The sequence below is a fragment of the Microbispora catharanthi genome, from assembly GCF_006334915.2.
Classification (GTDB): domain Bacteria; phylum Actinomycetota; class Actinomycetes; order Streptosporangiales; family Streptosporangiaceae; genus Microbispora; species Microbispora catharanthi.
The window spans coordinates 17445-43180 of sequence record NZ_VDMA02000022.1 but is presented as its reverse complement, the minus strand read 5'-3'; the positions used below and the strand labels follow the sequence as shown (position 1 = coordinate 43180).

Below are 25736 nucleotides of genomic sequence, written 5' to 3'. Positions count from 1 at the left end.
GGTGATCGATGGTGCCAGGGGCGGGGACGCGCAGAGAAGTTCTGGTCTCGAGGCACTGGATCCAGGCGGCGGCGCTGGTGGCGGTGTTCGGGTTCTTCGTCATGGGGGTGCTCGCCTTCCGCACGTACACCGCGGGGGCGCCCGTGCCGCGACTCGTGGTGAGCGAGTCCGGGCAGGAGCTGTACACCGGCCGCGACGTCGCCGACGGGCAGAAGGTCTTCCTGGCCAACGGGCTGATGCAGTACGGGTCGGTGCTCGGGCACGGGGGCTACCTCGGGCCGGACTACACGGCCGACTACCTGCGCCGCGCCGCCACCGCCGCCCTCCGGGCCCGCGGCGGCGGCGACCGGGCCGGTGAGCAGGTCAGGCAGGAGTTCCGCGCCAATCGCTACGATCCCCGTTCGGGGGTGCTGACCTACACGCGGGCACAGGCGGACGCCTTCACCGCTCTCGTCGGGCACTATCGCGACTACTTCGCCGACCCCCGCACCGACAAGGGGCTGCGCCCGCACGCGATCACCGACCCGCGGCAGGTCCGTCAGCTGACCGCGTTCCTGTCCTGGACGGCCTGGATCGCCTCGGCCGAACGCCCCGGCGCGGTCTACTCCTACACCAACAACTGGCCCGCCGAGCCGCTGGTGGGCAACGCGCCCACCGCCGACACCGTGCTGTGGAGCGTGGTGTCGCTGGTCGCCCTGCTGGTCGGCATCGGGGCGCTGTTCGGAGCGGTCGGCCGATGGGGCGGCCACCTGGGCTGGCGAGGCCGTCAGGCGGAGGCCATCGACTTCCGCTCCCCCGATCAGGTGGCGCTCACGCCCGCGCAGCGGGTCACCGCGTTCTTCTTCCTCGTCGTCGCGCTGCTCTTCCTCGCCCAGGTGCTGCTGGGCGGTGCGACCGAGCACTATCGGGCCGATCTCACGAGCTTCTTCGGCCTCAACCTGGCCGAGTTGCTGCCCTTCAACCTGGCCCGCACCTGGCACCTGCAACTGTCGCTGTTCTGGGTGGTGGCCGCCTTCCTCGCGGCCGGCGTCTTCCTGGCTCCGCTCATGGCCGGAACCGAGCCGCGCGGGCAGGGGAGGCTCGCCTGGACGCTCCTGGCGGCCCTGGCCGTCGTGGCGTTCGGCTCCCTCGTCGCGGAGGGGCTGAGCATCCACGGGTTCGTCCGGCCGGGCAACTTCTGGGGCAGCCAGCAGTTCGAATGGCTCGACCTCCCCCGCGTCTGGCAGATCCTGCTGGCCGCCGGCATGGCGCTGTGGGCGGTGATGATGTGGCGGGTGCTCCGGCCGACCCTCGCGAGGGACAGCCGCGGCAACCTGCCCTGGATGTTCTTCCTGTCGGGCCTGGCGATCCCCGGTGTCTACGCGGTCGGGCTGCTGGCCCGCCCGGGCGACACCTTCGCCGTCACCGACTTCTGGCGGTTCTGGGTGGTGCACCTGTGGGTGGAGGACTTCCTCGAACTGTTCACCACCGCCATGGTCGCCTACATGTTCGTCCAGCTCGGCGTGGTGCGGGAACGGGTCGCCCTCGTGGTGATCTATCTGGACATCATTCTGTACTCGGCCGGCGGCGTGATCGGCACCATGCACCACCTGTACTTCAGCGGCACACCCGTGGAGCATCTCGCGCTGGGCGCGTTCTTCTCCGCGATGGAGGTCGTGCCGCTGACCTTCCTGACCGTGGAGGCGTGGTCGTTCGTGCAGCTGGGGGCACGCCAGCACATGGAGTCGCGCACCCCGTTCCCGCACCGCTGGGCCGTGATGTTCCTGGTCGCCGTCGGGTTCTGGAACTTCCTCGGCGCGGGCGTCTTCGGCTTCCTGATCAACCTCCCGATCGTCTCCTACTACGAGATCGGCACCGGCCTGACCGCCAACCACGCGCACGCCTCGATGATGGGCGTCTACGGCATGCTCGCCGTCGCCCTGGGCCTGTTCGCGCTGCGTTACCTGATCCCCGCCGACCGGTGGCCGGAGAAGTGGGCCAGGGTCTCCTTCTGGTCCCTCAACATCGGCCTGGCCTGGATGTGCTTCGCCACCCTGCTGCCGCTCGGGCTCCTGCAACTCTACGAGTCGGTGGCCTCCGGCTACTTCGAGGCGCGCTCGCTGGGCTACCTCACCGGCCGCACCAACACCCTGCTGGAGTGGCTGCGGCTGCCCGGCGACGCGCTGTTCATCGTCGGCGGCGTGCTGCCCTTCTGCTGGATCGCCTGGCTCGGCGTACGCCACAGGGGCCGCCGGGCGGCGGCCGACCCGGCGACCGGGCTCACCCCCGCGCCCCGGCTGTCGGACATCCGGGAGCCGGTGGACACCGCATGACCGGTCCCTTCACCACGGAGGCGGTCCTGGCGTACGGCTACGCGGCCGGGCTGCTCGTCGCCGCCGCCGGGCTGGACCGCCTGGCCCGCCACGTCGCCCGGCGATCCGAACGCCACCGCACCGGGGGCTTCACCTATCGGCCAGAGCACGACGCCTGGGTGTGCCCGGCGGACCAGTTGCTCTGGCCCGTCGGCCAGGACCGGCACCACCGGCTCTACCGGGCCAGGCCCTCGGTCTGCAACGCCTGCCCCCGCAAGCCCGACTGCACCCCCTCGCGCCACGGGCGCGAGATCGTCCGGGCGCTGCGGCCCTGGCCGCACTCCGAGGCGGGGCGCTTCCATCGCGGGCTCGCCCTCGTGCTGGTCGTCCTGGCCGCCACGCTGACGCTCATCGAGGCGGTGCGTCACCCCGCCTGGCCCGATCTCGCCCTGGCCGCCGCCGCACTCGCGGCCACCGCCGTGACGGGATGGTGGCTGACCGGCCACCTGCGCGCCACCCCCGCCGGCTTTCCCGGCCCCTTCCCCGAGCCCGAGGAGAAGTCGGCGAATCGCGATCGGTACACCACCGTCTGGAGGTCGGAGTGATGATCTGGGCGACCGCCGTGGCGGCCCTTCTCCTGGCGGGCGCCCTGGCAGGAGTGCGGGTGCTGCGCGAGTACGAACGGGCGGTCGTGTTCCGGCTCGGCCGGCTGCTGCCCCTGCGAGGGCCCGGGCTCGTGGTCCTGGTTCCGCTGGCCGACCGGATGGTCCGCGTCGACCTGCGGACCATCGCCCTCACCATCCCGCCGCAGGAGGCCATCACCAGGGACAACGTCCCCGTCCGGGTCAACGCCGTCGCCTACTTCAAGGTCGTGGACCCGGTCCGGTCGGTCAACGAGGTGGAGAACCACGCGGTCGCGACCTCCCAGCTCGCCCAGACGAGCCTGCGCTCCGTGCTCGGCCGCCACGACCTCGACGCCCTGCTCGCCGAACGCGACCGGCTTGGGGAGAGCCTGCAGAAGGTCCTCGACGAGCAGACCGAGCCCTGGGGCGTGAAGGTCGACCTGGTCGAGATCAAGGACGTCGAGATTCCGGAGGCGATGCAGCGCGCCATCGCCCGGCAGGCCGAGGCCGAACGCGAACGCCGCGCAAAAGTGATCAACGCGGAGGGCGAGGTCCAGGCCGCGCAGAACCTGCGCGACGCCGCGCGGATCCTGTCGGCCGACCCGGCCGCCATCCAGCTGCGCTATCTGCAGACCCTGCTCGAACTGGGCGGCGAGGGCCGTTCGACCATCGTCTACCCGGTGCCGGTCGACCTGCCCGCCTCGACTTTCCTGAGGGGATCTTCCTGAGCTGTCAGGGGCGGCCCGCGGGCTCCCAGCCGCGCCGGGGCGGGCGCGACCCGGCGCGGTCGTCCCGGCTGCGGTAGACGATGTACGGGCGGGTCAGGTATCCGACCGGGGCGGTCAGCATGTGCACCAGCCGGGTGAACGGCCAGACGGCGAACAGGACCATCGCGCTGAGCGCGTGCAGCTTGAACAGGATCGGCGCGGCCGCCATCAGGTGCCCCTCGGGCTGGAGGTAGAAGACCGACCGGAACCACGGCGAGATGGTGGTGCGGTAGTCGTAGCCGCCGCCGAGGACGTTGGCGACGACCGTCGCCGCCAGCCCGAGCGCGATCGTCAGGGCGAGCAGCGCGTACATCAGCTTGTCGTTGCGGGTGGTGGCGGTGAAGACGGGGCCGACCGTGCGGCGGCGGTAGACCAGGATGGCCAGGCCCGCGACGGTGCAGACGCCGGCGACCGTGCCGAGCACGACCGCGGTGAGATGGTAGGCGTGCTCGCTCACCCCCGCGGCCTCGGTCCAGTTCTTGGGGATCACCAGGCCGCCGATGTGGCCGAGGAGCACGACCAGGATGCCGAAGTGGAACAGCGGGCTGCCGATCCGCAGCAGCCTCGACTCGTACATCTGGGAGGAGCGGGTCGTCCAGCCGAACTTGTCGTAGCGGTAGCGCCAGATGTGGCCCAGGACGAAGACCGTCAGCGCCACATAGGGGGCGACCACCCACAGCGTCACGTCGAGGGCGTTCACCGCGGACCTCCCTGCCGTCCGCCGCCGAAGGGCGCGGAGACCGCGTCGGGCGCCCCGCCGCCGTACGGCCCGAGGCCGTGGGGTTCCGGGCTGTGGGGTTCGAAGCCGTAGGGTTCGAGGCCGACCTCCTCGGCCGGTGGTCCCTCTTCGGCCAGCCGCAGGGCGGCACGGCGCTCCCGCTCGGTCGGCGGGGGCAGCGTCGCCAGCACCGCGGCGACGACGCCCGCGTACGGCGACTTCTCCTCGCGCAGGGCACGCAGCAGCGTCTCGAGACCGGCGCGGTGCTCGCGCAGCAGCCGCAGCGCCACATGGGTGGCGCCGCGCCCGGACAGCTCGCACACGACGCCCAGGTGGTCGGGCAGCTCCCCGGTGACCTCGAACCCCGCCGCCTGGTACGCCTGCTTGAAGCGCAGCAGGGCCATCCCGCGCCGCCGGGTGTCGCCGTAGGTGTAGTAGGTCAGATAGGGGCAGCAGCGGCGCTTGAGGTCGAACGTCGCCACGTAGTGCTCGGCCAGCTCCGCCAATGGGGTGGCGGCCACGTGGTCGAGGAAGGCGGCCAGCCGCGTGGCCGGCTCACCCGGCTCCAGCTCCGCCACCGTGGCCTTCAGCAGCGGCAGCGCCCCGGCCAGCCGCTCGTCCGGATACGACAGCAGCACCGAGGCAGCCAGGTGCACCGCGCGGTCGCTCACGACTTGTCCTTCCGCTTGGGGAACAGCCCGTCCGGGGTGCCCTTGCCGTCCCAGTTGAGTAGGTTGACCCGGCCGCGCAGCTCGTCCGCCCGGCCCAGGTCGTCGGTGGCCTGCCGTTCCTTCAGCGCGTGGAAGTTCTCCACGGCGACCGGCGCGGGCGGGCCCGACGCCTCACCGAACGGGCCGCCCATGCCGGGGCCGCCCTCGTAGTCGAGGCTGCACCCGGTGGCGAGCTCCTCCAGCCGGGCGCCCTGCTCGGCGTGCGCCTTGGGGATGACGTACCGCTCGCCGTAGGGGGCGATGGCCAGCAGCCGGTACATCTCCTCGATCTGGTCGCCCTCGAGACCCACCGCGGCGGGGATCGACTCGTCGCGCTCCCCCGCGAGGTTGATCCCCCGCATGTACGACCGCATGGCGGCCAGGCGGCGCAGCACCGCGCGTACGGGCTCGGGGTCGCCGGCGGAGAACAGCTCGGCCAGGTAGCCGATCGGGATGCGCAGCGCGTCGATGGCGCCGAACAGGTTGCCGGCCCGCTCGCCGTCGTGACCGGTCTCGCGCAGCACGTCGACCACGGGCGACAGAGGCGGGATGTACCAGACCATCGGCATGGTCCGATACTCCGGATGCAGCGGCAGCGCCACACCGTAGTCGAAGATCAGCTTGTGGATCGGGGAGTTCTCTGCCGCCTCCAGCCAGTCCTCCGGGATGCCGGACGCTCGCGCGGCGGCGATCACTTCAGGGTCGCGGGGGTCGAGCATGACGCTCTTCTGCGCCTCGTACAGGGCCTTCTCGTCCGGCGTGGACGCGGCCTCGGCGACGCGGTCGGCGTCGTAGAGGATCAGCCCGATGTAGCGCAGCCGGCCGACGCAGGTCTCCGAGCACACCGTCGGGATGCCGACCTCGACCCTCGGGTAGCAGAAGGTGCACTTCTCGGCCTTGCCGGTGCGGTGGTTGAAGTACACCTTCTTGTACGGGCAGCCGGTGACGCACATCCGCCAGCCCCGGCAGCGGTCCTGGTCGACCAGCACGATGCCGTCCTCGGAGCGCTTGTACATGGCGCCGGAGGGGCAGGAGGCCACGCACGACGGGTTGAGGCAGTGCTCGCAGATGCGCGGCAGGTAGAACATGAAGGCCCGCTCGAACTCGAGCTTGACCTGGTCGGACACCTTGCGCAGCACGGGGTCGGCGGGGGCCAGCTCGGGCGCGCCGGCGAGGTCGTCGTCCCAGTTGGCGCTCCATTTGATCTTCGTCGGTTCGCCGGTGATGAGCGAGCGGGGCCGGGCGACCGGGGTGTCCTCGGTGACCGGCGCGGAGAACAGCCGGTCGTAGTCGTAGGTCCAGGGCTCGTAGTAGTCGCCGATGGACGGCATGAGGGGGTTGGCGAAGATGGTCAGCAGCTTCTTCAGCCGCCCGCCGGCTTTGAGCTGGAGCCGGCCGCGCCGGTTGAGCTCCCAGCCGCCCTTCCACTTGTCCTGGTCCTCGTAGGTTCGGGGGTAGCCCTGGCCGGGCCGGGTCTCGACGTTGTTGAACCAGACGTACTCGGTGCCGGCCCGGTTGGTCCACGCCTGCTTGCAGGTGACCGAGCAGGTGTGACAGCCGATGCACTTGTCGAGGTTCATCACCATCGCCAGCTGAGCCATCACGCGTGTCATCAGTCGCTCACCGCTCCTCATTCGCTACGCGGGCGGCCTGTCGTGCCGGAGGCGCGCCCATCCGGCAGGGCCTCGGCCGACCACTCCGCTCACTGCGTCGGGTTCGCTCGCGCATCAGTAGTCCACCTCCTGGGCGCGGCGGCGGATCACCGTGACCTCGTCGCGCTGGTGACCCGTCGGCCCGAGATAGTTGAACGCGAAGCTGAGCTGCGCGTACCCGCCGATCAGGTGGGTGGGTTTGATCAGCAGGCGGGTGAGGCTGTTGTGGATGCCGCCGCGGCGGCCGGAGGTCTCGCTCTTCGGCACGTCCACCACGCGCTCCTGGGCGTGGTACATGTACACGGTCCCGGCGGGCATGCGGTGGGAGACCACGGCCCGCGCGACGACCACGCCGTTGCGGTTGACCGCCTCGACCCAGTCGTTGTCGCGGATGCCCGCCCGCGCCGCGTCGGCCGGGCTCATCCAGATGGTCGGTCCGCCCCGCGACAACGTCAGCATCAGCAGGTTGTCCTGATACTCCGAATGGATCGACCACTTGGAGTGCGGGGTGAGGTAACGCACCACGATGCCCTCCTCGCCGCCCGGCCCCGCGGCGACGGCGGCGGTGTTGAGCGGCGGCCGGTACACGGGCAGCGCCTCGCCGGCCTCCTGCATCCAGTCGTGGTCGAGGTAGAAGTGCTGGCGGCCGGTGAGGGTGTGCCAGGGCTTGTGGTGCTCGACGTTGATGGTGAAGGCGGAGTAGCGGCGGCCCCCGGTCTCGCTGCCCGACCACTCCGGCGAGGTGATCACCGGTGTCGGGCGTGACTGCGTGTCGGCGAAGGTGATCCGCCGGTGCTCGTCGGCAAGCCCGCCGAGGTCGGTGCCGGTGCGGCGGGCCAGGGTCGCGAACCCCTGGGCCGCCAACCGGCCGTTGGTGGTGCCGGACAGCGCGAGGATCGTCTCGCACATCGCGACGTCGGTCGCCAGGGAGGGCCGGCCGTCGGCCGTTCCCCCGCGCACGGTTCCGTTCACCCTGCCCAGCCGTTCGACCTCCGCCGCGACGTCGAACGTGACGCCCTTGGTCGTGGCGCCCAGGCGCTCGGCGAGCGGGCCGAGCGCGGCCAGCTTGTCGGCGATCGCGCCGTAGTCCCGCTCCACCACGACGATCTTGGGGAACGTACGGCCGGGCACCGGCTCCTCGCCGGTCTGCCGCCAGTCGCGCACCCGTCCGTGCGGACTGGCCATCTCGTCGGGCGTGTCGTGCAGCAGCGGCACGGCGACGACGTCCCGGCGTACGCCGAGACGGTCGCGGGCCAGCGCGCTGAACGCCCGGGCGATGGCATGGAAGGCGGCGAAGTCGGTGCGCGTCTGCCACGGCGGGTCGATGGCCGGGGTGAACGCGTGCACGAACGGGTGCATGTCGGTGGACGACAGGTCGTGCTTCTCATACCAGGTGGCCGCGGGGAGCACGATGTCGGAGAACAACGTGGTCGAGGTCATCCGGAAGTCCAGCGACAGCAGCAGGTCGAGCTTGCCCCGGGGCGCCTCGTCCCGCCAGGTCACGTCGCCGGGCCGCCGGTCAGGGCCGTTCTCCTCCGCCCGCACCGCGTCGGAGGCGCCGAGCAGGTGCCGCAGGAAGAACTCGTTGCCCTTCGCGGAGGAGCCGAGCAGGTTGGCCCGCCACACGGTGAGCACCCGCGGCCAGTTCTCCGGCGCGTCGGGGTCCTCGCAGGCGAAGCCGAGGCGGCCCGCGCGCACCTGCTCCACCACGTACGGGCCGGTCTCCCGGCCGGCGCGCTCGGCCTCGTCGGCCAGGTCGAGCGGATTGCGGTCGAAGGTGGGATAGGACGGCATCCAGCCCAGGCGCGCGGACTGGGCGAGCAGGTCGGCGCTGGTGCGACCGGTGAAGCCGCCGCCGAGCGGCGAGGCCACCACGTCGGCGGTGTGCTCGTCGTAGCGCCACTGATCGGTGTGCAGATACCAGTAGGCTGTGCCGATCATCTGCCGGGGCGGGCGGGACCAGTCCAGGCCGGAGGCCATCTGCGCCCAGCCGGTGACCGGGCGGCACTTCTCCTGCCCGACGTAGTGCGCCCAGCCTCCGCCGTTGACGCCCTGGCAGCCGGTGAGCGTGACCAGTGCGAGGAACGCCCGGTACATCGTGTCGGAGTGGAACCAGTGGTTGGTCCCCGCCCCGAGGATGATCATCGAGCGGCCGCCGGACTCCTCCGCGTTGCGGGCGAACTCCCGCGCGATGCGCGCCGCCGCGTCCGCCGGCACCGAGGTGATCGCCTCCTGCCAGGCTGGGGTGTACGGCTGCGCCGGGTCGTCGTAGCCGGACGGCCACTCCCCCGGCAGCCCGTCGCGGGCCACGCCGTACTGCGCGAGCATCAGGTCGAAGACCGTGGTCACCAGGTGGCCGCCGACGCGGCGGGCGGGCACCCCGCGGCGCATCACTCCCGCGCCGGGGTCGTCGAACCTGTCGTCGAACCTGTCATCGAACCTGGGCAGCGCCACCTCGGCCGCCTCCCCCTGGTCCGCCAGGGTGAGCACCGGGTCCACCTCGCCGAGGTCGAGGTTCCAGCGGCCCTCGCCCTCGGCGGAGAACCGGAAGCCGAGCGAGCCGCCCGGCACCACCGGTTCGCCGTCGCGGGCGTCGAGCAGGACGGTCTTGAAGGCGGCTTCCTCGCCCTCCTCGCCCAGGTCGGCCGAGGTGAGGAACTTGTCCGGCACGTACGCCCCGTCGTGCTCGCGCAGCCGTACGAGGAAGGGCAGGTCGGTGTAGCGCTTCACGTAGTCGAGGAAGCGGGGGGTCTGCCGCTCGACGAAGAACTCCCGGAGGATCACGTGGCCCATCGCCATGGCCAGGGCGCCGTCCGTGCCGGGGTGCGGGGACAGCCACTCGTCGGCGAACTTGGCCGCGTCGTTGTAGTCGGGGGCCATGACGACGACCTTCTGCCCCCGATAGCGGGCCTCGGCCATGTAGTGGGCGTCGGGGGTGCGGGTGACCGGGACGTTGGAGCCCCACAGCATCAGGTAGGAGGCGTCCCACCAGTCCGCCGACTCCGGCACGTCGGTCTGGTCGCCGAACACCTGCGGCGAGGCCACCGGCAGGTCGGCGTACCAGTCGTAGAACGACAGCATCGTGCCGCCGAGCAGCGAGACGAACCGCGCGCCCACGGCGTGGGAGACCATCGACATGGCCGGAATCGGAGAGAAACCCGCGATCCGGTCGGGCCCGTACGCCTTGATCGTGTGCACGTGCGCGGCGGCGACGATCTCGGCGGCCTCGTCCCAGGAGACGCGGACGAGGCCGCCCCTGCCCCGGACCTCCTGGTAGCGGCGGCGCTTGACGGGATCGGTCGTGATCTCCGCCCAGGCCGCCACGGCGTCGCCCAGCCGTGCCTTCGCCTCGCGGTACATCTCCACCAGCACGCCCCTGGCGTACGGGTAGCGCACCCGCGTCGGCGAGTAGGTGTACCAGGAGAAGGCCGCGCCGCGCGGGCAGCCGCGCGGCTCGTATTCGGGCCGGTCGTCCCCGACGCTGGGGTAGTCGGTCTGCTGGGCCTCCCACGTGATGATGCCGTCCTTGACGTACACCTTCCACGAGCACGACCCGGTGCAGTTCACCCCGTGCGTCGAGCGCACCACCTTGTCGTGGCTCCACCGGTCCCGGTAGAACACGTCGCCCTGCCGCCCGCCGACCTGGTGGAGCGTGCGCAGGTCCGGCGACACCTCGCCGCGGCGCAGGTGGCGTCCCAGCCCGAGCAGGGCGTCGCTGACCGGCCCGTCGATCCTCGACATCAGATTCCCTCTTCCTGGGTCAGGCGGGCGATCCCGGGAGACCGCAGCACGAACCAGCAGTAGACGAGCGCCGCCGCCGCGACGGCCGCCAGCAGCATGAGCCCGATCGCGTACGAACCGGTGGCCTGGTAGATGAGGCCCATGACGATCGGCGGCAGGAATCCGCCGAGACCGCCGACCGCGCCGACCACGCCGGTCGCGCTGCCGATCGCGTGCGCCGGCACGGCCCGGCCGAGCAGCGCGAACACGGCCCCGTTGCCCAGGCCCAGCGCGGCCGCCATGGCCAGGAAACCGGCCGTCGCCAGTGGCATCGGCGGGGCGAACGACACGGCGACCGCGCACACCACCGCGACGGCGAGCGCCCCGGAGAGCACGATCTCGCCGCCGAAGCGGTCCGCCAGCCAGCCGCCCACCGGCCGGGCGAGCGTGGCCAGCACGACGAACCCGGCCGCCCGTGCGGCCGCGTCGGCGGTGGACAGCCCGTAGACCGCCTTCAGATACAGCGGCAGGTAGGCGCCGAACGCCACGAACCCGCCGAAGGTCAGCGCGTACATCGCGGCCAGTTCCCGGGTGACGCGCAACCGCCCCGCGGCCAGGAACCTGGCGAGGAAAGGCTCGGTCGCGCGACGGGTGCCGGGCGCCTCGCGGCCGAACGCCGCGAAACAGGGACCACGCCGAGCATGCTCGCCACCGCGAACATCAGCCGCCCGCCGTACCGGTCGGTCAGCGCACCGAGCACGATCCGGCCCAGCGACCCGACGATGACCGGGATCGCGACCAGGACCGACGCCTCGAACGGCGTCAGCCGGAGCATCTCCTTGTAGGTCGAGCTGAGCGGGCTGAGCAGCGCCCACGCCCAGAAGTTCACCGCGAACCCTGCCGTGGCCAGAATCAACGCGGTCGTGCGGCCGCCCTCTCGCGTCTCGTGGACGGCTGCCGTGCCGACTGTCATTCCGTTCCTCCGGGGGAAGAGGATCTTTCCGCCTCACCTTTCCGTTGGGACCGGCGGGGACGTCAGGGACTTTGGTCCTTCAGCCGATACCCAGAAGACCATCCCGTATCCCCCGAATCGCCCGTATCCCCTCGCCGCGTGCACGTCTGACTCGTGCCGCCTCTCGGAAGCCGACGACCGTCGGGAGATCAGGGGACCTTCGGCCCTCCACGCGCGGGGGCGGCCGGCGGGACGGTTGGGTCATGACGATCCTGAGCAGGCAACCCCGTCCGATCCCCCGGCCCCAGGAGGACGAAGAGCACCGCGAACAGGCCACGGGTCCGCTCGCGCGGCTCGCGGTGCGGGAGGCCCTGCACGAGGCGTTCACCGACGTGGTTGACGACGTCCGCCTGGCGGAGGTGGACGGCATGGCGCACGTCTACGTGTCCGTCCGCCTCACCGCCTCCACATGTCCGGAACGCATCCGCGCCACCGCCCGTGAGGCGTATCGGGCCGTTCGCGGTGAGCCGGTGGTCGCCCATGTGGCCGTGTCCTGCTCCACTCACGGACGCCGGTGACCGCCGCGACGCCGCTCCCAGGTCTGGCTCTCTCGCCGACGCGCAGCGCCTGCTCAGGAAACACCGTGGTCAGCGGCTGACGGCTCCGGCAGCGGGACGGGGTTTCAGGTGCTCTTCGCGGTGCGGTGCAGACGCACGGCGGAGATGAGGAAGAAGACGCCGCCGACGGTCGCGTACCCGGCGAGGCTTGTCAGCGATGCGGTCGGCGTACCGGCCTGGAGGATGAACCCCGTCCCGGCGATCGTGGAGATCGCCCCGCTGAGGATCATCGCCCATTGGCCGCCGAGCCTGCGGCGGCTGACCGCCACGATGAGCTGCACGATTCCGGCGGTGATCGCCCAAGCGCCCCAGACGCGCAGCACTGCGGGCACGCCCGAGGCGGCCGTGGTGGCAAGGCCGATGGCGGCGAGCAGACTGAGGGCCAGGTTGACGTACAGGGCCGCGGCGGGGCGCGCGGTTTTCGAGGAGCGCAGATCGACGATGGCCGCGGCGACGTCGAACAGCGGGTAGATCACGAGCAGTGCCACACTCACTGGGCCAGAACCTGGTCCGGTCAGGAACAGCAGGACCGCCCAGATGAGGGCGAATCCGAATCGCACCAGGTAGAGGTTGCGCAACGCGGCGGCAGTGCCGCTGGCTTTCACATCAGTGGCGGTGGTCATTCTCTATCTCTTTTCGGTAGGGGGATTAGGTAGAATGACTAGTAACTCTACCGCGCTGACAGTAGCTCGGCGCCGAGGTCCGGCGCAAGGGGCGAAGAGGAGGGACGCGTATGATCTCGAGCATGAACAGCCCCATGCGTGAGCGCCTCCTTGAGGCGGCGACCGAGCTGTTCTACGCGCACGGGCTCCGCGCGGTGAGCGTCGACAAGGTCATCGACCTCGCCGGCACGACGAAGGTGACGTTCTACCGACACTTCAAGAGCAAGGACGACCTCGTCGTCGCCTACCTCGAACGCCGCGCCGCACTCGAGCGGGACGGCATCGGCGATGCGATCAAACAGGGCGACGGCGATGTCGATGCCACCCTGCGGGTGATCTCCGAGGCGATCGGGATCATCGCCTGCGCGCCAGGCTTCCGCGGCTGTCCCTTCATCAACGCCGCCGCCGAATACCCTGACCCGGAAAGCCCGATCCGCAAGGCCGTCGACGCGCATCGCCGCTGGAACAAGACGACGTTCGAACAGCTCGTCGCCCCGCTCGGTCTCACGAATTCCGGAGACGTCGCCGACGACCTGATGCTGATCCGCGATGGCGCCATGGTCGCCGGATACCTCGACCAGCCGGCGACCGTCGCCGCCTCGTTCCTCCGCAGTAGCCGGGCCGTCATCGGCACCGGCGACTCGCCAGGGAGATGAGCCCGCCCGCTTCTCAGGTAGTCCTTGACGTACGCGCACCCGCGTCCCGTACGCGGATGGTGGGGTGCCCCTCTATCGGGCTGGGCTCAGCTGACGGCTGTTCCGTCGCCGATCGTGTGGCGACGGTTCTGGCAAGATCACTGCATGGTGCGGTTGGCCGGAGCGCTTCTGGCTGTGGTGCTGCTTCTCAGCGGTAGCGCTGGTCTGAGGGGACGGCCCACGTTCGGGGAGAACGCCACATGGGCCGTCTCGACCTGGCGGACGAGCGGCGCCGCGAAGATCTGGCGTACGGGTTTCGTCCCGTTCGAGGACCTGAGCACGATGTCGCGCAAGACGCGCGAGCGCATCAACCATGAGTACGGCTGGGTCGTGGCCGGCCCGCTCCCCGCTCCGCCGGCTGAGGGGCGGATCCGGTGGGACGACGGGTCCACGATGCGGGTCCCCGTGATCCGACCGCGAGAGGCGCTGATGGCGTTGTCCGCCTGGCCGGAGGAGTACACCTTCCCCGATGACGAGGAGTACAAGCTGACCGGCGCCACCTTCACGACGATGCGGCTGAGGACCTCACGCGGCATGGCGACCCTGCCCGCCTGGCGGCTGTATTTCTCGAACCTTCCCGGCCCGATAGACCATGTCGCGGTCGATCAGAAGGCGGTCGGCACGATCGAGGACGCTGTCGGCGACTACTCGTTGGCCGACGAGCAGATCACAGACTTCGAGGTCCTCGACGAACGCACACTGCTGGTGGGTTACGACTATGGCCGGTGCACCAGTGAACCGCTTCCCGTGAGCGTACGAGTGCGGGAGGAGCCGGACGTGGTGGTCCTGGGGATCGACCTCCCCTACGAGGCCCCCGGCCCGTGCGCAGGCGTCGGCGGGTTCGGCAAGGGCCTCATAAGGCTCGACAAGCCGCTGGGTGACCGCGTGGTCGTGGACGCTATAAGCGCACTGCCCGTCCTCTGCCGTCGTGCGCGGAACACGTGCCGCGCCGGCCGCGGGTGACACTTTCCCCCATCGACTCCCGTCGCCTGCCGGCGGGCCTGCTGGAGGATCGAAGTCGCTCACGTGGCAGGTAGATGGACAGTCCGCAGGGGAAGGGGCGCCCACTCGTCGACGATCTTCGGTCACATGGATGGAGGCGGCCCCCTCCCGTCCGGACCGTGCGCCGGCAATTGTCGGTCGGGGGCGGCAGGATGGCTGCCATGGTTTCCTATCAGCTGGTCATTGACTGTGCGGCACCCGAACGGATGGCCCGGTTCTGGGCGGGCGCGCTGCGGTACACGGTGGAGCCGCCGCCGGGCGGATTCGACACGTGGCGGAATTACTGGCGCAGTGTCGGAGTGCCCGAGGACGAACTGGGCGAGGGCGACGGCAGCGACAGCATCGTCGATCCCGAGGGGCACGGGCCGAGGATCTGGTTTCAGCAGGTGCCTGAGGGCAAGGCGGTCAAGAACCGGTTCCACCTGGATGTGAAGGTCGGCGGCAAGCGGGAGGACGTACCGCTGGAGACCCGGAAAGCGCGGGTGGATGCCGAAGTGGAGCGGCTTGTCCAGGCGGGGGCGTCCGTTGTGCGGGTGCTGTCGCAACCCGGAGTTGATCACTATGCGGTGGCGATGGTGGATCCCGAGGGGAACGAGTTCGACGTGGTCTAGCGCCGTTTTCCGCTGGTCATCACGGCTGTCCCGCGTCTCCGCCCGCCCGCGCAGCGGCCGGGCCCAGTGCCCGAGGGGATGTCCGCGACGGTTTCCGGGGGTGCGGGTGACCACTCAGCCGATGCCGGTCAGCGTCGGTGAGGCCGCAGCCCGGTAGGACTCGACCGCGAAAGCCCCGTCTGCCGGGCTTGGACCGAAGGTCCCACGATCACGGGACTTCGAGACGACCGGAGCGTGCCGTACGGCTCCTGCGGCACGGCCGGTGATCGCGGTTTCCTTGAGGTGTCACAAGAGAGCAAAGACGTTGAAAGGGGCCGGTCATGGCCACCACCCAAGGGCGCAACCAGAGGAACGACCGCCTCCACGACGCCGCTCCCACCGCGGTCACCGTCCCCGCCCCCCGCACGCACGGCGAGACCATCCCCGCCGCCACCACCACCGCCGCCGGCCCGGCCCGGTACGCCTGGGCCGCCGCCCGCATCGCCATCGGCTGGGTGTTCCTGTGGGCCTTCCTGGACAAGCTGTTCGGCTGGGGCTTCGCCACCCCCACAGCCAAAGCGTGGATCAACGGCGGCAGCCCGACCACCGGCTTCCTCAAGGGCACCGCCGACCACACCTTCGGCGGCCTGTTCAACACCCTCGCCGGCCAGCCCTGGGTCGACTGGCTGTTCATGACCGGCCTCGTCGGCATCGGCACCGCCCTCATCCTCGGCGTGGGCATGCGCATCGCCGCCACCACCGGCGGGCTGCTCCTACTCATGATGTGGGCCGCCGAACTGCCCCTGACCACCAACCCCTTCATGGACGAGCACATCGTCTACGCCATCGTCCTGGCCGGCCTCACCCTCACCGGCGCCGGCACCACCCTCGGACTCGGCACACAGTGGGCCGCCACTCCCCTGGTCCGCCGCTTCCCGATCCTCAAGTAGACCGATTCTCACCCCAGCAGACTCCGGTTCTCACCCAGCAGACTCCGGCGCCCACCCCCGGCCCCCTGGGGGTGGGCGCCGGCTTGGCCCGGCCGCCCGGCGTGCTTCCGTCGTGACGACGGCGAGCCCCGCAGAAGACCTCCCTGAAGGCAGAAGACCTCCCTGAAGAAGGTGCGCCGTGAACTCTCCCTTCGCCGCAGAACGCGCTTTCCACCGGCTGCTCACCGCCGCCGGGCAGGCGCCCTCGGTGCTCAACACGCAGCCCTGGCGGCTCGAAGCGGTCCGCGGGGAGTTCGCCGAGTTGCTGGCCGACCCCGACCGGCGGCTGCGGGTCAGCGACCCCCGCGGTCGCTCGCTGCACGTGAGCTGTGGCGCCGCCCTGTTCAACCTCCGGCTCGCCGTGCGGACGGCCGGTCACCGGCCGCTGATCTGGCTCCTGCCCAACACCGCGGAGGAGCCACGGCTCCTGGCCGCCGTCCGCGTGTCGCCGTACGGACCGGCTTCTGTGGAAACGCGCGAGCTGTACGACCGCATCGGCCTGCGCCGGACCAACCGCGAACCCTTCAGCGAACGGCCGCTTCCCCCGCATGTGCTCGCCGACCTGCGCCACGCGGCCGCCCGCGAGAGGGCCTGCCTGGTCATGCTCGGCAGGCACGCCGCGGCGGACCTGCTGGAACACATCGCCATCGCCGACGACGAGCTCGCCAAGGACGGCGACTACCAGGCCGAGCTACGGGCGTGGACGATGAGCGGAAACCGGCGCGACGGCCTGCCGTCCTACGTGCGGGGGCCCGGCTGCGCCGACGACCCGGCACCGGTCCGGGACTTCGGGGGGCACAAGGAGCGCGGGCCGGTCCACTTCGAGTCCCGTCCCCAGCTTGCCGTGCTCACCACCGCCGGCGACGGCCCCGCCGACTGGCTGCGCGCCGGCCAGGCGCTGCAACGCCTGCTGCTGACCGCGACCGTCCACGGCATCTCGGCCTCGTTCCTCAACCAGCCGCTTGACCTGCGCGACATGCGCCGCCGCAGCGATCCCCACCACCGGCGCGGGCACATCCAGATGATCATTCGGCTGGGGTACGGCCCCGCGGTCCCCCGCGCACCCCGCCGCCCCGCCGCTGAATTGAGAACCTCTCCGGCCGGGACCCGCGAAGGCTGCGCTGTGTGAGCCGGCGCCGAGATGGCCTACTGCTCGCGGGGCAGGCCGGGCGGGTTGACCAGGGATTCGGGGACGGCCTCGTTGGACAGGCCCCAGCGGGCGAGGGCCTTGGCGTAGGTGCCGTCCTTGATGAGCGCGTCGAGGGCGTCGGCGATCGGCTTGGCCAGACCGTTGCCCTTCTGCGTCATCGCGGCGATGAGCCCCTGGAGCGTGGGGCCGGCGCCGGAGTAGGTGCCCACGATCTTCGTGTCGCCGCTCACCGCGGCGTGGTAGGCGGAGGTGGGGTTGGGCGCGAAATACGCCTGGATCCGGCCGGACTTGAGCGCCAGGTAGGTGTCGGCCGCCTGCTTGTAGTACTGGATCTGGGCGGGCTTCAGCCCGGCTGCGCGGTTCTGCTTGTCCCAGCCCAGCAGGATCTTCTCCTGGTTGGTGCCGGAGCCCACGGCCACACTGAGCCCGGCGACGTCGGCCGGCTTGGCGATCGAGGTGATCGTGCTGTCCTTCGGCACCTCCCATGCCAGCTGGTCCAGCCGGTAGGTGGCGAAGTCGTAGACGTCCTTGCGCTCCTCGGTGACGGTGATGTTGGAGAAGCCGGCGGTGTACTTGCCGGACCGCACCGCGAGGAACAGGTTCTCCCACGACGTGGCCTCGATGCGCAGCTTCAGGCCGAGCACGTCGGCGACGAGGGAGGCGATGTCCTCCTCCACGCCGATCGGGGTGACGTTGTCGTCGGCGACGAACGACAGCGGCGGCTCGAACGTGGAGGTGCCGATCAGGAACTCGCCCTTGGCCCGGATCTCGGCGGGCACCTCGGCGGCGATCGCCTCCACCTTCTCGGCCCGGATCCGGTTCTGCTCCGGACTCGTGTCGATCTTCAAGACGCCGGGTGGGGCCGCGGCAGCGGCGGCGGCGCCGGCCGCGTCGTCGGGAACCGTGCCGCAGGCGGCCAGCAGCAGAGCGGACACGCCGAGCACGGATAACCGGGATGGTGACATGCGATCGTCCTTCAGGGTTCAGAGCACCTTGCTGAGGAAGGCGCGCGTACGGTGGTGCCTCGGCCGGTCGAGCACCTGCCGGGGCGGGCCGTGCTCGACGATCTGACCGGCGTCCATGAAGACCACGGTGTCGGCGACCTCACGGGCGAAGCCGATCTCGTGGGTCACGACGATCATGGTGGTGCCGCTGCGGGCGAGGGCCTTCATCACTTCCAGCACCTCGCCCACCAGCTCGGGGTCGAGCGCCGAGGTGGGCTCGTCGAACAGCACGACCTTGGGCCGCAGGGCCAGGGCCCGGGCGATCGCGACGCGTTGCTGCTGTCCCCCGGACAGCTGCCGCGGATAGGCGTCGGCCTTGTCGGACAGGCCCACCTGCGCCAGCAGCTCGGTCGCCAGCGCCTCGGCCTGGCCGCGAGGGCGGCCCTGCGCCGAGATCGGGGCCTCGGTCACGTTCTCCCGGACAGTGAGATGGGGGAACAGGTGGAAGTTCTGGAAGACGAAGCCGATCTGGGTGCGCCGGCGCAGGATCTCACGTTCCCGCAGCTCGTGCAGCCGGTCACCGGACCGGCGGTAGCCGACGAACTCGCCGTCGATGGCGACGTACCCGCGGTCGATCTTCTCCAGGTGGTTGATGCTGCGCAGCAGCGTCGACTTGCCCGACCCGGACGGACCGATGATCACCGTCACCTCGCCGGGGTGGACCTGCAGGTCCACTCCGCGCAGGACCTCCAGCGGGCCGTAGCTCTTGTGCACACCGCGCACGTCGACCATGGGTGTGCTCATCGCCGCCCGCCCCGGGCCGGGCGCTGCCGCCGCGCGGCCCGCCGTACGGTGAGGATCCCGCGCACCCGCTGCAGCGGCGTGGGCGGCAGGGCCCGCGCGAGGCCCCGGCCGAACCTGCGTTCCACGTAGTACTGCGCGGCCGACAGCACCGTGGTGAGGACGAGATACCAGATCGCGGCCACCAGCAGCATCGCGATCACCCGGCCGTTGCGGTTGTAGATCACCTGAACCTGGTAGAACAGCTCGGGCAGCGCCATGATGTAGACGACCGAGGTGCCCTTGACCAGGCCGATGATCTCGTTGCCCGCCGCCGGGACGATCGACCGCATGGCCTGTGGAAGCTGGATCCGGAAGATCTGCCTGGCCCTCGGAATGCCGAGCGCGGCGGCCGCCTCCAGCTGGCCCGGGTCTACCGACAGGAAGCCTCCGCGCACGATCTCCGCGGCGTACGCCGCCTGGTGCAGCGCCAGGCCGAGCGCGGCGGCCGTCACCGGTCCGATCAGGTCCATCGAGTCGACGGAGAAGAATGCGGGCCCGAACGGCACCCCGAACGAGATCTGCTTGTACAGGGCGGCGAGGTTGTACCAGAACAGCAGTTGCAGGATGAGCGGCACCGAGCGGAACAGCCACACGTAGCCCCAGGCCGCCGACGCGAGCAGCGGGACGCGGGACAGCCGCATCAGCGCGAGCACGGTCCCCAGCAGGAAGCCGAGCACGATGCCGAGCGCGGTCAGCTCCACGGTGAACAGGACCGCGTGCAGCACCGAGGGATGGAACAGGTACGCGCCGACGACCGGCCAGTCCCAGGCCGGATTGGTGACCAGCGCGTTGACCGCCATCGCCAGCAGCACCGCCACCACGGCGCCGGCGATCCAGCGTCCCGGGTGACGCGCCTTGATCACGGTCAGCGAGCCGGCGGACTCCGCCGCCGCCTCCTCCAGCACGGCGGGCGCGGTCATCGTGCCTCCGCGGCGTGAGGTAAGTGGACGTAATTGAGCGCGAAGGGCTCGACAGTCATGGATCAACCCTCCCGGCGACCGCGCTGATCGCGGGCGTCCGACATGCCTCTATCTTCAGCACAGGGAAACAATACCGTCAAGACCTACTTGTTTAGTGGGTTATTGCCTAGAATGCCTCCGCATGAGGACGAGTGATTAGGAGGTCCGATGCCGAAGGAATGCGCGTCCCCGCATGTGCGCGGCGACGGCCGCACCCGCGACGAGACGGCCATGGAGGTGGGCGCGTGAGCACCGGCCACGACGTGTCCCGGGGAGAGCCGCGATGAGCGACCGGCACCTCTTGGACAACCCCGTGTGGGCGTCGCTGACCGGCCCGCACGGGCGCTTCGCCGAACGGCGCGGCAGCGCGTTGCGCTACCCGGATGACGTCTCCCCGTTCTTCGCGCTGCCCGACGACCCCGGCCCCCCGGAATGGAGCGACCTCGCCGCGCTCGCGGGGCCCGGCACGACGGTCCCGGTCACCGGTGAGGCCACTGCGGCACCGGACGGGTGGGAGGTGGTCGCGCACGGCGCAGGCGTGCAACTGGTCGGCGACGACGTGGTCCCCGCACGCGACGACGAGGCGGTCCGCCTGCGGGCGGCGGACGTGCCGGAGATGCTGGACCTCGTCGCACGCACGCAGCCGGGACCGTTCCGGCCGCGCACCATCGAGATGGGCGCCTATCTGGGCATCCGCCGCGGCGGCGCGCTGGTCGCGATGGCCGGGGAGCGACTGCACCCGCCCGGCTGGACGGAGATCAGCGCGGTCTGCACCGATCCGGCCTTCCGTCGCCAGGGCCTGGCGTCACGGCTGGTGCTGACCGTCGCCGCCGGCATCCGCGCCCGCGGCGAGACCCCGTTCCTGCACGCCGCCGCGAGCAACACCACGGCGATCCGGGTGTACGAGGCGCTCGGCTTCCGCCTCCGCCGGCGGACGACGTTCGCCACCATCCGGGTGCCCGCCGACGTACCGGTCGCATGAGCGAAGGCCGGATGATTGACGACAAAACCGAGTATCCCTACTGTGTTACTAGGTTTTCTTCACCGTGGCGCAAACCGGGCCGAGACGTCAGGAGTCCCCCGTGACCAAGCAGATCCATCTCGCCGCGCACTTCCCCGGCGTGAACAACACCACGGTCTGGTCCGACCCCGCGTCGGGCAGTCAGATCGACTTCGACTCGTTCCGCCACCTGGCCCAGACGGCCGAACGCGGGAAGTTCGACTTCTTCTTCCTGGCGGAAGGACTGCGGCTGCGCGAGGCGAAGGGACACATCCACGACCTGGACGTCGTGGGACGCCCGGAGTCGCTCACGGTTCTGTCCGCCCTGGCCGCCGTCACCACCCACCTGGGGCTCGCCGCGACGGTGAACTCCACCTTCAACGAACCGTACGAGGTGGCGCGGCGGCTGGCCACGCTCGACCACCTGAGCGGCGGCCGGGCCGCGTGGAACGTGGTGACCAGCTTCGACGCCTTCACCGGGGAGAACTTCCGCCGGGGCGGCTTCCTGGACGAGGCCGACCGGTACACCCGGGCCAAGGAGTTCCTGCAGACCGCCAGGGAGTTGTGGGACTCGTGGGCATCGGACGCGGTGGCCGCGGATCCGGAGTCGGGGCGGTTCCTGCGGCCCGGCGGCGTCACCCCCTTCCGGCACCAGGGCCGGCACTTCGACATCTCGGGACTGTTCAACGTGCCGCGGGGCCCGCAGGGCCACCCGGTGATCATCCAGGCCGGAGACTCGGACGAGGGCCGCGAGTTCGCCGCGTCATCGGCCGATGTGATCTTCAGCAGGCACAGCAAGCTGGAGGAGGGCCGCGCCTTCTACCGTGACGTCAAGCGCAGGCTCGCCGCCTACGGCCGGCGGCCGGAGGAGCTGAAGATCCTTCCCGCGGTGACGTACGTGCTCGGCGACACCGAGGCCGAGGCCGCGGAACGGGCCGTCGAGATCCGCCGCGCGCAGGTCAGCCCGCAGACGGCGATCTACTTCCTGGAGGCCGTGTGGGGCCGCGACCTGTCGGGATACGACCCGGACGGTCCGCTGCCCGACGTCGAGCCGAACCTGGACGAGGGTGTGTCCAAGGGCCACGCGGCGTTCCGCCGCGACCGCGGCGAGCTGGTGGCCAAGTGGCGCGCCCTCGCCGAGGAGAAGAACCTGTCGATCCGCGAGCTCGCCATCGAGGTCTCCGCGCCGCAGACCTTCATCGGCACGCCGCGGTCGGTCGCCGACGTGATCGACCACTTCGTGCAGACCGACGCGGCCGACGGCTTCATCTTCGTGCCCCACCTGACTCCCGGCGGGCTGGACGACCTGGTCGACAAGGTCGTCCCCCTGCTGCAGGAAAGGGGCGTGTTCCGAACCGACTACACCGGGCCCACCCTCCGCGACCACCTCGGCCTCGCCCCCCGCACTCCGAACCGCATCGAGGAGACCTCATGACCCTGCATCTCGCCGTCGCGCTGGACGGGGCGGGCTGGCACCCGGCCGCATGGCGGGCCGGGGGCGCTCGGCCGGACCGGCTGTTCACCCCCGGCTACTGGGCCGAACTCGTCACGGAGGCGGAGCGCGGCCTGCTCGACTTCGTCACCTTCGAGGACGCGCTCGGCCTCCAGTCCTCCCACCTCAACGAGCCCGACGGGCGACTCGACCAGGTGCGCGGGCGGCTCGACGCGGTGCTGATCGCGTCGCGGGTGGCCCCGCTGTCCTCGTGGATCGGCCTCGTGCCGACCGCCGGCACGACCCACACCGAGCCGTTCCACGTCGCGATCGGCATCGCCTCGCTCGACCACATCAGCCGCGGCAGGGCCGGCTGGCGGCCCCAGATCTCCGGCCGCCCCGACCACGTGGCCCACTTCGGCCGCCGTCCCCCGTTCCCGCCGCAGGACTACTCTCGCGACCGCGATCCCGTCTTCGGCGAGCACGTGCTGGACCTGTTCGCCGAGGCCGCCGACGCGGTCGAGGTGGTCCGCCGCCTGTGGGACAGCTGGGAGGACGACGCCGAGATCCGCGACGTCCCGACCGGCCGGTTCGTCGACCGCGACAGGCTCCACTACATCGACTTCCGCGGCGAGTGGTTCAGTGTGAAGGGCCCCTCGATCACGCCGCGCTCCCCGCAGGGGCAGCCGCTGGTCACGTCCCTGGCCCACGACACGCTGCCGTACGAGTTCGCGGCCCGGTCTTCCGACGTCGTGTACGTCACGCCACGCGACCGGGAAGACGCCGCCGCGATCGTCGAGAGCGTCCGGGCGGCGGAGGCGGCCGTCGGACGCACCGAGCCGCCGTTGCGGATCTTCGCGGATCTCGTGGTCTTCCTCGACGCCCGCGACGCGGCCGGCCGGAAGGCCCGGCTGGACGACCTCGACGGCGCCGAGCTCGACTCGGACGCCCACGTCTTCACCGGCACCCCCGAGGAGCTCGCCGGGCTGCTGCTGGAGTGGCGGGAGGCGGGGCTGGAAGGATTCCGCCTCCGGCCGGGAGAGCTGCCTCACGACCTGGTGGCGATCACCAGGTCCCTGGTGCCCGCCCTGCAGAACGCGGGCGCGTTCCGGACGGCGTACGACACGGTGGACCTGCGCGGGCGGCTCGGTCTGGCCCGCCCGGCCAGCCGCTACGCGAAGGCGTCGTGAGCGGCCGCACCGCCCGAGCCGGCCGGCTCGGGCGGTGCGGCGCGTCAGCCCCGCACTCCCGGGCGATACCAGGAGGCGGCCACGACGAGCAGGGCGGCGACCAGCGCGCCGCAGGCCCAGGCGAACACCGACGAGATGCCCTCGGCGAGACCGTTCGCGCCGAGCGGGATCAGCATGGCGGCCAGGCCGAGCGAACCCCCGATGGTGAGCGCGGTCTGCAGCAGTCCGGCGGCGACCCCGGCGTACTCGGCCGGGACGGTGGTCAGGACGATCATGTTGAGCGGGATGATCGCCACGCCGACGCCCAGCCCCATGACGACGAGGGCCGGAAGCACATCGGCGGCGTAGGCGCTGCCGCCGTCGAGACGGGTCAGCCAGGCGGCCCCGGCGAGCACCACCGCCAGGCCGAGCAGCGCACGGGTCCTGAGGCCGACCGCGGCGATGCGGGCGGTGAGGATCTGCGTGCTGACGAGCAGCGCCAGGCCGAACGGCAGGATGGCCAGGCCGCTGCGCAGCGCGTCGAGGTGAAGCACCCCCTGGAGATACTGCACCAGGTAGATCAGGAAGCCGGTGAGGACCGCCGCGAGCAGCAGCAGGCCGGCGAAGGCGCCGGCCCGCTCCCGCCCGGCCAGGACGGCCAGGGGCAGCAACGGCTCGGCGGCCCGCCGGTCCACCAGGAGCAGCACCGCGGCCAGCACGACCGCGGCGCCGAGTGCGGTCGGCGTCCAGCGGTCGCCCCAGCCCTTCTCGGCGGCGTGGACGAGGCCGTACACGGCGGCGGCGAGTGTGGCGGTGCTGAGCAGCGCGCTGCGCATTCCAGGAACACGGGGCAGGCCGAGCGAGCGGGACCGGGTCGCCTCGTCGCGCACGCCGAGCGCCCGGGCGGCGAGCGCGGCCACGACCAGCCCGATCGGCACGTTGACCAGCAAGCTCCAGCGCCAGTCCCCCGCCCAGGTCAGCACACCGCCCAGCACCATGCCCGCGGAGGCTCCGAGACCGGTCACCGTGGAGTAGAGCCCGAAGGCCCGCTGCTGCAGCTCGCCCCGGAAGACGATCGCGAGCAGCGCCAGGCCGGTGGGGCCGGCGACGGCGGCGCCCGCGCCCTGCAGGACCCGGCCCGCGATCAGCACCGCCGCGTTCGGCGCGAGGCCGGCGACCAGCGACGCCACCACGATCAGCCCGAGCCCGGCGAGGAACACCCTCCGGTGCCCGAGGGCGTCGCCGAGGCGGCCGGCGAACAGCAGGAGCCCGCCGAAGGCGAGGAGGAACCCGTTCGGCACCCACGATCCCCCGGCCACGGACAGGCCGAGGTCGGACTGCAGGGCCGGGAGCGCGACGTTCACGATCGTGCCGTCAAGCTGCAGCATGAACTCGGCACCGACGATCGCCGCGAGCGCGAGCGCCCACGCACGGTCGTGGCCTTCACGGGGCAGGCCGGCCGAGACGTCGCCGGCCGTGGTGGTGCCGTCTGTGCTCATGGAGACCTCCACGGTCCGTAGAAATAAGGTGAGATGCCCTCAGGTAAGTCGACGGAATTATCCTGAGGTTGCCTCAGGTTGATGGTCAAGATTCAAGATGAGGTAACCTCAGGATGTCAAGCGGGAGGTACCGATGGACGGCAAGCCCTACATCGCCCGGCGCCCGAAGCGCGCGGACGGCCGGCGCAACTACGACGCCATCCTCGCCGCCGCGCGCAAGGCGTTCGAGACCTCGGGCGCCGACGCCTCGCTGGAGGACATCGCGAGCCAGGCGGGCGTCGCCATCGGCACCCTGTATCGGCACTTCCCCACGCGTGCCTCACTCGTGGAGGCCGCCACCCGCGACGGCCTGGAGAACCTCGTCGCCCGGGCCGAACGGCTGGCCGCCGGGCCGGATCCCCTCGACGCGCTGACCGAGTGGATGCGCGAGGCCGTCGTGCACTTCAGCACCTTCCGCGGCCTGGTCGGCATCCTCGCCCGGAGCATGTACGACGAGGGCACCCCCTCCCACGCCATGTGCGCCGCGATGCACCGCAGCGGCGCCGACCTGCTGCGCGCCGCCCAGGCGGCCGGCAGGGTGCGGCCCGACCTCACACCCGAGGAGCTGTTCGACCTCCTCAGCGGCGCGGCCTGGGTGCGCGAGCAGGCCGCCTCCGGCAGAGACGGCAGCCCGCGGTTCCTGCGGCTGGTGCTGGAGGGCATCACCATCCGCGAAGACCGACCCTTGCCGCACTGACCCTCGCCGCACCGGT

The 25736-nt window shown here is 71.2% G+C and carries 24 protein-coding genes; 13 read left to right on the top strand and 11 right to left on the bottom strand.

Translation table 11 applies throughout. From position 1 onward, the window contains the following. Positions 1-8: 8 nt before the first annotated feature. From FH610_RS32895 to FH610_RS32885, 3 genes are read left to right on the top strand one after another with little or no spacing between them, the layout of a single operon-like run. The gene (locus FH610_RS32895; protein WP_139579131.1) at positions 9-2312 is read left to right on the top strand and encodes a nitric-oxide reductase large subunit; all 2304 of its coding nucleotides are present in this window, start codon (positions 9-11) and stop codon (positions 2310-2312) included. After that, entirely contained in the window at positions 2309-2896 is a 588-nt protein-coding gene (locus tag FH610_RS32890) for a hypothetical protein (RefSeq protein WP_139579130.1), read from the top strand. The genes FH610_RS32895 and FH610_RS32890 overlap by 4 nt, the downstream gene beginning before the upstream one ends. Further along, positions 2896-3642, top strand: a complete 747-nt coding sequence (locus tag FH610_RS32885; RefSeq protein WP_139579129.1) for a slipin family protein — start codon at positions 2896-2898, stop codon at positions 3640-3642. The genes FH610_RS32890 and FH610_RS32885 overlap by 1 nt, the downstream gene beginning before the upstream one ends. Before the next feature lie 4 nt (positions 3643-3646). Here the strand turns inward: FH610_RS32885 and narI are convergent, their stop codons facing one another. The 6 genes from narI to FH610_RS45520 form a co-directional block, all read right to left on the bottom strand. Then, positions 3647-4381: a respiratory nitrate reductase subunit gamma gene (gene narI, locus FH610_RS32880; protein ID WP_139579128.1), complete on the bottom strand. Its 735-nt coding sequence runs from the start codon at positions 4379-4381 to the stop codon at positions 3647-3649. Further along, positions 4378-5070: a nitrate reductase molybdenum cofactor assembly chaperone gene (gene narJ, locus FH610_RS32875; protein ID WP_139579127.1), complete on the bottom strand. Its 693-nt coding sequence runs from the start codon at positions 5068-5070 to the stop codon at positions 4378-4380. The genes narI and narJ overlap by 4 nt, the downstream gene beginning before the upstream one ends. Beyond that, a complete protein-coding gene (narH, locus tag FH610_RS32870; protein ID WP_139579126.1) occupies positions 5067-6722 on the bottom strand; it encodes a nitrate reductase subunit beta in 1656 nt (551 codons plus the stop codon). The genes narJ and narH overlap by 4 nt, the downstream gene beginning before the upstream one ends. Positions 6723-6836: 114 nt before the next feature. Beyond that, complete coding sequence (locus FH610_RS32865) at positions 6837-10502, bottom strand: nitrate reductase subunit alpha (protein ID WP_139579125.1); 3666 nt, start codon at positions 10500-10502, stop codon at positions 6837-6839. Then, on the bottom strand, positions 10502-11083 hold the full coding sequence (locus FH610_RS45525; RefSeq protein WP_338104604.1) for an MFS transporter: 582 nt from the start codon (positions 11081-11083) through the stop codon (positions 10502-10504). Before FH610_RS45525 ends, FH610_RS32865 begins: the two co-directional genes overlap by 1 nt. Then, positions 11044-11454, bottom strand: a complete 411-nt coding sequence (locus FH610_RS45520; protein ID WP_338104602.1) for an MFS transporter — start codon at positions 11452-11454, stop codon at positions 11044-11046. Before FH610_RS45520 ends, FH610_RS45525 begins: the two co-directional genes overlap by 40 nt. 242 nt (positions 11455-11696) lie before the next feature. Here FH610_RS45520 and FH610_RS32855 point away from each other — a divergent pair, with 242 nt between their 5' ends. Further along, positions 11697-12011 (top strand): hypothetical protein, encoded by a 315-nt coding sequence (locus FH610_RS32855; RefSeq protein ID WP_139579124.1) that lies wholly within the window; start codon positions 11697-11699, stop codon positions 12009-12011. Between the two features lie 104 nt (positions 12012-12115). Here FH610_RS32855 and FH610_RS32850 read toward each other — a convergent pair whose 3' ends face one another. Then, positions 12116-12673 carry a hypothetical protein gene (locus FH610_RS32850; protein ID WP_139579123.1) on the bottom strand — a complete coding sequence of 186 codons (558 nt, stop codon included), beginning with the start codon at positions 12671-12673 and terminating at the stop codon, positions 12116-12118. Between the two features lie 110 nt (positions 12674-12783). Between FH610_RS32850 and FH610_RS32845 the strand changes: the two genes are divergently transcribed. The 5 genes from FH610_RS32845 (at position 12784) to FH610_RS32825 (ending at position 17117) form a co-directional block, all read left to right on the top strand. After that, a complete protein-coding gene (locus tag FH610_RS32845) occupies positions 12784-13368 on the top strand; it encodes a TetR/AcrR family transcriptional regulator (protein WP_139579122.1) in 585 nt (194 codons plus the stop codon). Positions 13369-13512: 144 nt separating this feature from the next. Then, on the top strand, positions 13513-14370 hold the full coding sequence (locus FH610_RS32840) for a hypothetical protein (RefSeq protein WP_139579121.1): 858 nt from the start codon (positions 13513-13515) through the stop codon (positions 14368-14370). A 200-nt stretch (positions 14371-14570) separates the two neighbouring features. After that, a complete protein-coding gene (locus tag FH610_RS32835; RefSeq protein WP_139579120.1) occupies positions 14571-15020 on the top strand; it encodes a VOC family protein in 450 nt (149 codons plus the stop codon). A 320-nt stretch (positions 15021-15340) separates the two neighbouring features. Continuing rightward, on the top strand, positions 15341-15949 hold the full coding sequence (locus FH610_RS32830; protein ID WP_139579119.1) for a hypothetical protein: 609 nt from the start codon (positions 15341-15343) through the stop codon (positions 15947-15949). A gap of 178 nt (positions 15950-16127) precedes the next feature. Beyond that, positions 16128-17117 carry an Acg family FMN-binding oxidoreductase gene (locus FH610_RS32825; protein ID WP_139579118.1) on the top strand — a complete coding sequence of 330 codons (990 nt, stop codon included), beginning with the start codon at positions 16128-16130 and terminating at the stop codon, positions 17115-17117. A 17-nt stretch (positions 17118-17134) separates the two neighbouring features. Here FH610_RS32825 and FH610_RS32820 read toward each other — a convergent pair whose 3' ends face one another. The 3 genes from FH610_RS32820 to FH610_RS32810 are packed head-to-tail and all read right to left on the bottom strand — an operon-like array spanning position 17135 to position 19845. Further along, positions 17135-18103, bottom strand: coding sequence for an ABC transporter substrate-binding protein (locus FH610_RS32820; protein WP_139579117.1), 969 nt, complete (start codon positions 18101-18103; stop codon positions 17135-17137). An 18-nt stretch (positions 18104-18121) separates the two neighbouring features. Beyond that, on the bottom strand, positions 18122-18886 hold the full coding sequence (locus tag FH610_RS32815) for an amino acid ABC transporter ATP-binding protein (protein ID WP_139579116.1): 765 nt from the start codon (positions 18884-18886) through the stop codon (positions 18122-18124). Beyond that, entirely contained in the window at positions 18883-19845 is a 963-nt protein-coding gene (locus FH610_RS32810) for an amino acid ABC transporter permease (protein WP_139579115.1), read from the bottom strand. Before FH610_RS32810 ends, FH610_RS32815 begins: the two co-directional genes overlap by 4 nt. A 322-nt stretch (positions 19846-20167) precedes the next feature. Here FH610_RS32810 and FH610_RS32805 point away from each other — a divergent pair, with 322 nt between their 5' ends. The 3 genes from FH610_RS32805 (at position 20168) to FH610_RS32795 (ending at position 23506) form a co-directional block, all read left to right on the top strand. After that, positions 20168-20866, top strand: coding sequence for a GNAT family N-acetyltransferase (locus tag FH610_RS32805; protein ID WP_139579114.1), 699 nt, complete (start codon positions 20168-20170; stop codon positions 20864-20866). A gap of 100 nt (positions 20867-20966) precedes the next feature. Next, positions 20967-22319, top strand: coding sequence for an NtaA/DmoA family FMN-dependent monooxygenase (locus FH610_RS32800; RefSeq protein WP_139579113.1), 1353 nt, complete (start codon positions 20967-20969; stop codon positions 22317-22319). After that, positions 22316-23506: an LLM class flavin-dependent oxidoreductase gene (locus FH610_RS32795; protein WP_139579112.1), complete on the top strand. Its 1191-nt coding sequence runs from the start codon at positions 22316-22318 to the stop codon at positions 23504-23506. The genes FH610_RS32800 and FH610_RS32795 overlap by 4 nt, the downstream gene beginning before the upstream one ends. A gap of 44 nt (positions 23507-23550) precedes the next feature. On the opposite strand, the gene FH610_RS32790 is transcribed toward FH610_RS32795, so the two are convergent. Next, positions 23551-24984: an MFS transporter gene (locus FH610_RS32790; RefSeq protein ID WP_139579111.1), complete on the bottom strand. Its 1434-nt coding sequence runs from the start codon at positions 24982-24984 to the stop codon at positions 23551-23553. 133 nt (positions 24985-25117) lie between these two features. Between FH610_RS32790 and FH610_RS32785 the strand changes: the two genes are divergently transcribed. Continuing rightward, the gene (locus FH610_RS32785; protein WP_139579110.1) at positions 25118-25720 is read left to right on the top strand and encodes a TetR/AcrR family transcriptional regulator; all 603 of its coding nucleotides are present in this window, start codon (positions 25118-25120) and stop codon (positions 25718-25720) included. Positions 25721-25736 lie beyond the last annotated feature (16 nt).

What these genes read in the sequence shown, in the direction of transcription:
- FH610_RS32785 (WP_139579110.1), top strand. Translation starts at nt 25,118, where the DNA reads ATGGACGGCAAGCCCTACATCGCCCGGCGCCCGAAGCGCGCGGACGGC.
- FH610_RS32810 (WP_139579115.1), bottom strand. Translation starts at nt 19,845, where the DNA reads ATGACCGCGCCCGCCGTGCTGGAGGAGGCGGCGGCGGAGTCCGCCGGC.
- FH610_RS32890 (WP_139579130.1), top strand. Translation starts at nt 2,309, where the DNA reads ATGACCGGTCCCTTCACCACGGAGGCGGTCCTGGCGTACGGCTACGCG.
- FH610_RS32820 (WP_139579117.1), bottom strand. Translation starts at nt 18,103, where the DNA reads ATGTCACCATCCCGGTTATCCGTGCTCGGCGTGTCCGCTCTGCTGCTG.
- FH610_RS32865 (WP_139579125.1), bottom strand. Translation starts at nt 10,502, where the DNA reads ATGTCGAGGATCGACGGGCCGGTCAGCGACGCCCTGCTCGGGCTGGGA.
- FH610_RS32830 (WP_139579119.1), top strand. Translation starts at nt 15,341, where the DNA reads ATGGCCACCACCCAAGGGCGCAACCAGAGGAACGACCGCCTCCACGAC.
- FH610_RS32835 (WP_139579120.1), top strand. Translation starts at nt 14,571, where the DNA reads ATGGTTTCCTATCAGCTGGTCATTGACTGTGCGGCACCCGAACGGATG.
- FH610_RS32805 (WP_139579114.1), top strand. Translation starts at nt 20,168, where the DNA reads ATGAGCGACCGGCACCTCTTGGACAACCCCGTGTGGGCGTCGCTGACC.
- FH610_RS32845 (WP_139579122.1), top strand. Translation starts at nt 12,784, where the DNA reads ATGATCTCGAGCATGAACAGCCCCATGCGTGAGCGCCTCCTTGAGGCG.
- FH610_RS45520 (WP_338104602.1), bottom strand. Translation starts at nt 11,454, where the DNA reads ATGACAGTCGGCACGGCAGCCGTCCACGAGACGCGAGAGGGCGGCCGC.
- FH610_RS32895 (WP_139579131.1), top strand. Translation starts at nt 9, where the DNA reads ATGGTGCCAGGGGCGGGGACGCGCAGAGAAGTTCTGGTCTCGAGGCAC.
- FH610_RS32885 (WP_139579129.1), top strand. Translation starts at nt 2,896, where the DNA reads ATGATCTGGGCGACCGCCGTGGCGGCCCTTCTCCTGGCGGGCGCCCTG.
- FH610_RS32850 (WP_139579123.1), bottom strand. Translation starts at nt 12,673, where the DNA reads ATGACCACCGCCACTGATGTGAAAGCCAGCGGCACTGCCGCCGCGTTG.
- FH610_RS32790 (WP_139579111.1), bottom strand. Translation starts at nt 24,984, where the DNA reads ATGAGCACAGACGGCACCACCACGGCCGGCGACGTCTCGGCCGGCCTG.
- FH610_RS32795 (WP_139579112.1), top strand. Translation starts at nt 22,316, where the DNA reads ATGACCCTGCATCTCGCCGTCGCGCTGGACGGGGCGGGCTGGCACCCG.
- FH610_RS32855 (WP_139579124.1), top strand. Translation starts at nt 11,697, where the DNA reads ATGACGATCCTGAGCAGGCAACCCCGTCCGATCCCCCGGCCCCAGGAG.
- narH (WP_139579126.1), bottom strand. Translation starts at nt 6,722, where the DNA reads ATGACACGCGTGATGGCTCAGCTGGCGATGGTGATGAACCTCGACAAG.
- FH610_RS32840 (WP_139579121.1), top strand. Translation starts at nt 13,513, where the DNA reads ATGGTGCGGTTGGCCGGAGCGCTTCTGGCTGTGGTGCTGCTTCTCAGC.
- FH610_RS32815 (WP_139579116.1), bottom strand. Translation starts at nt 18,886, where the DNA reads ATGAGCACACCCATGGTCGACGTGCGCGGTGTGCACAAGAGCTACGGC.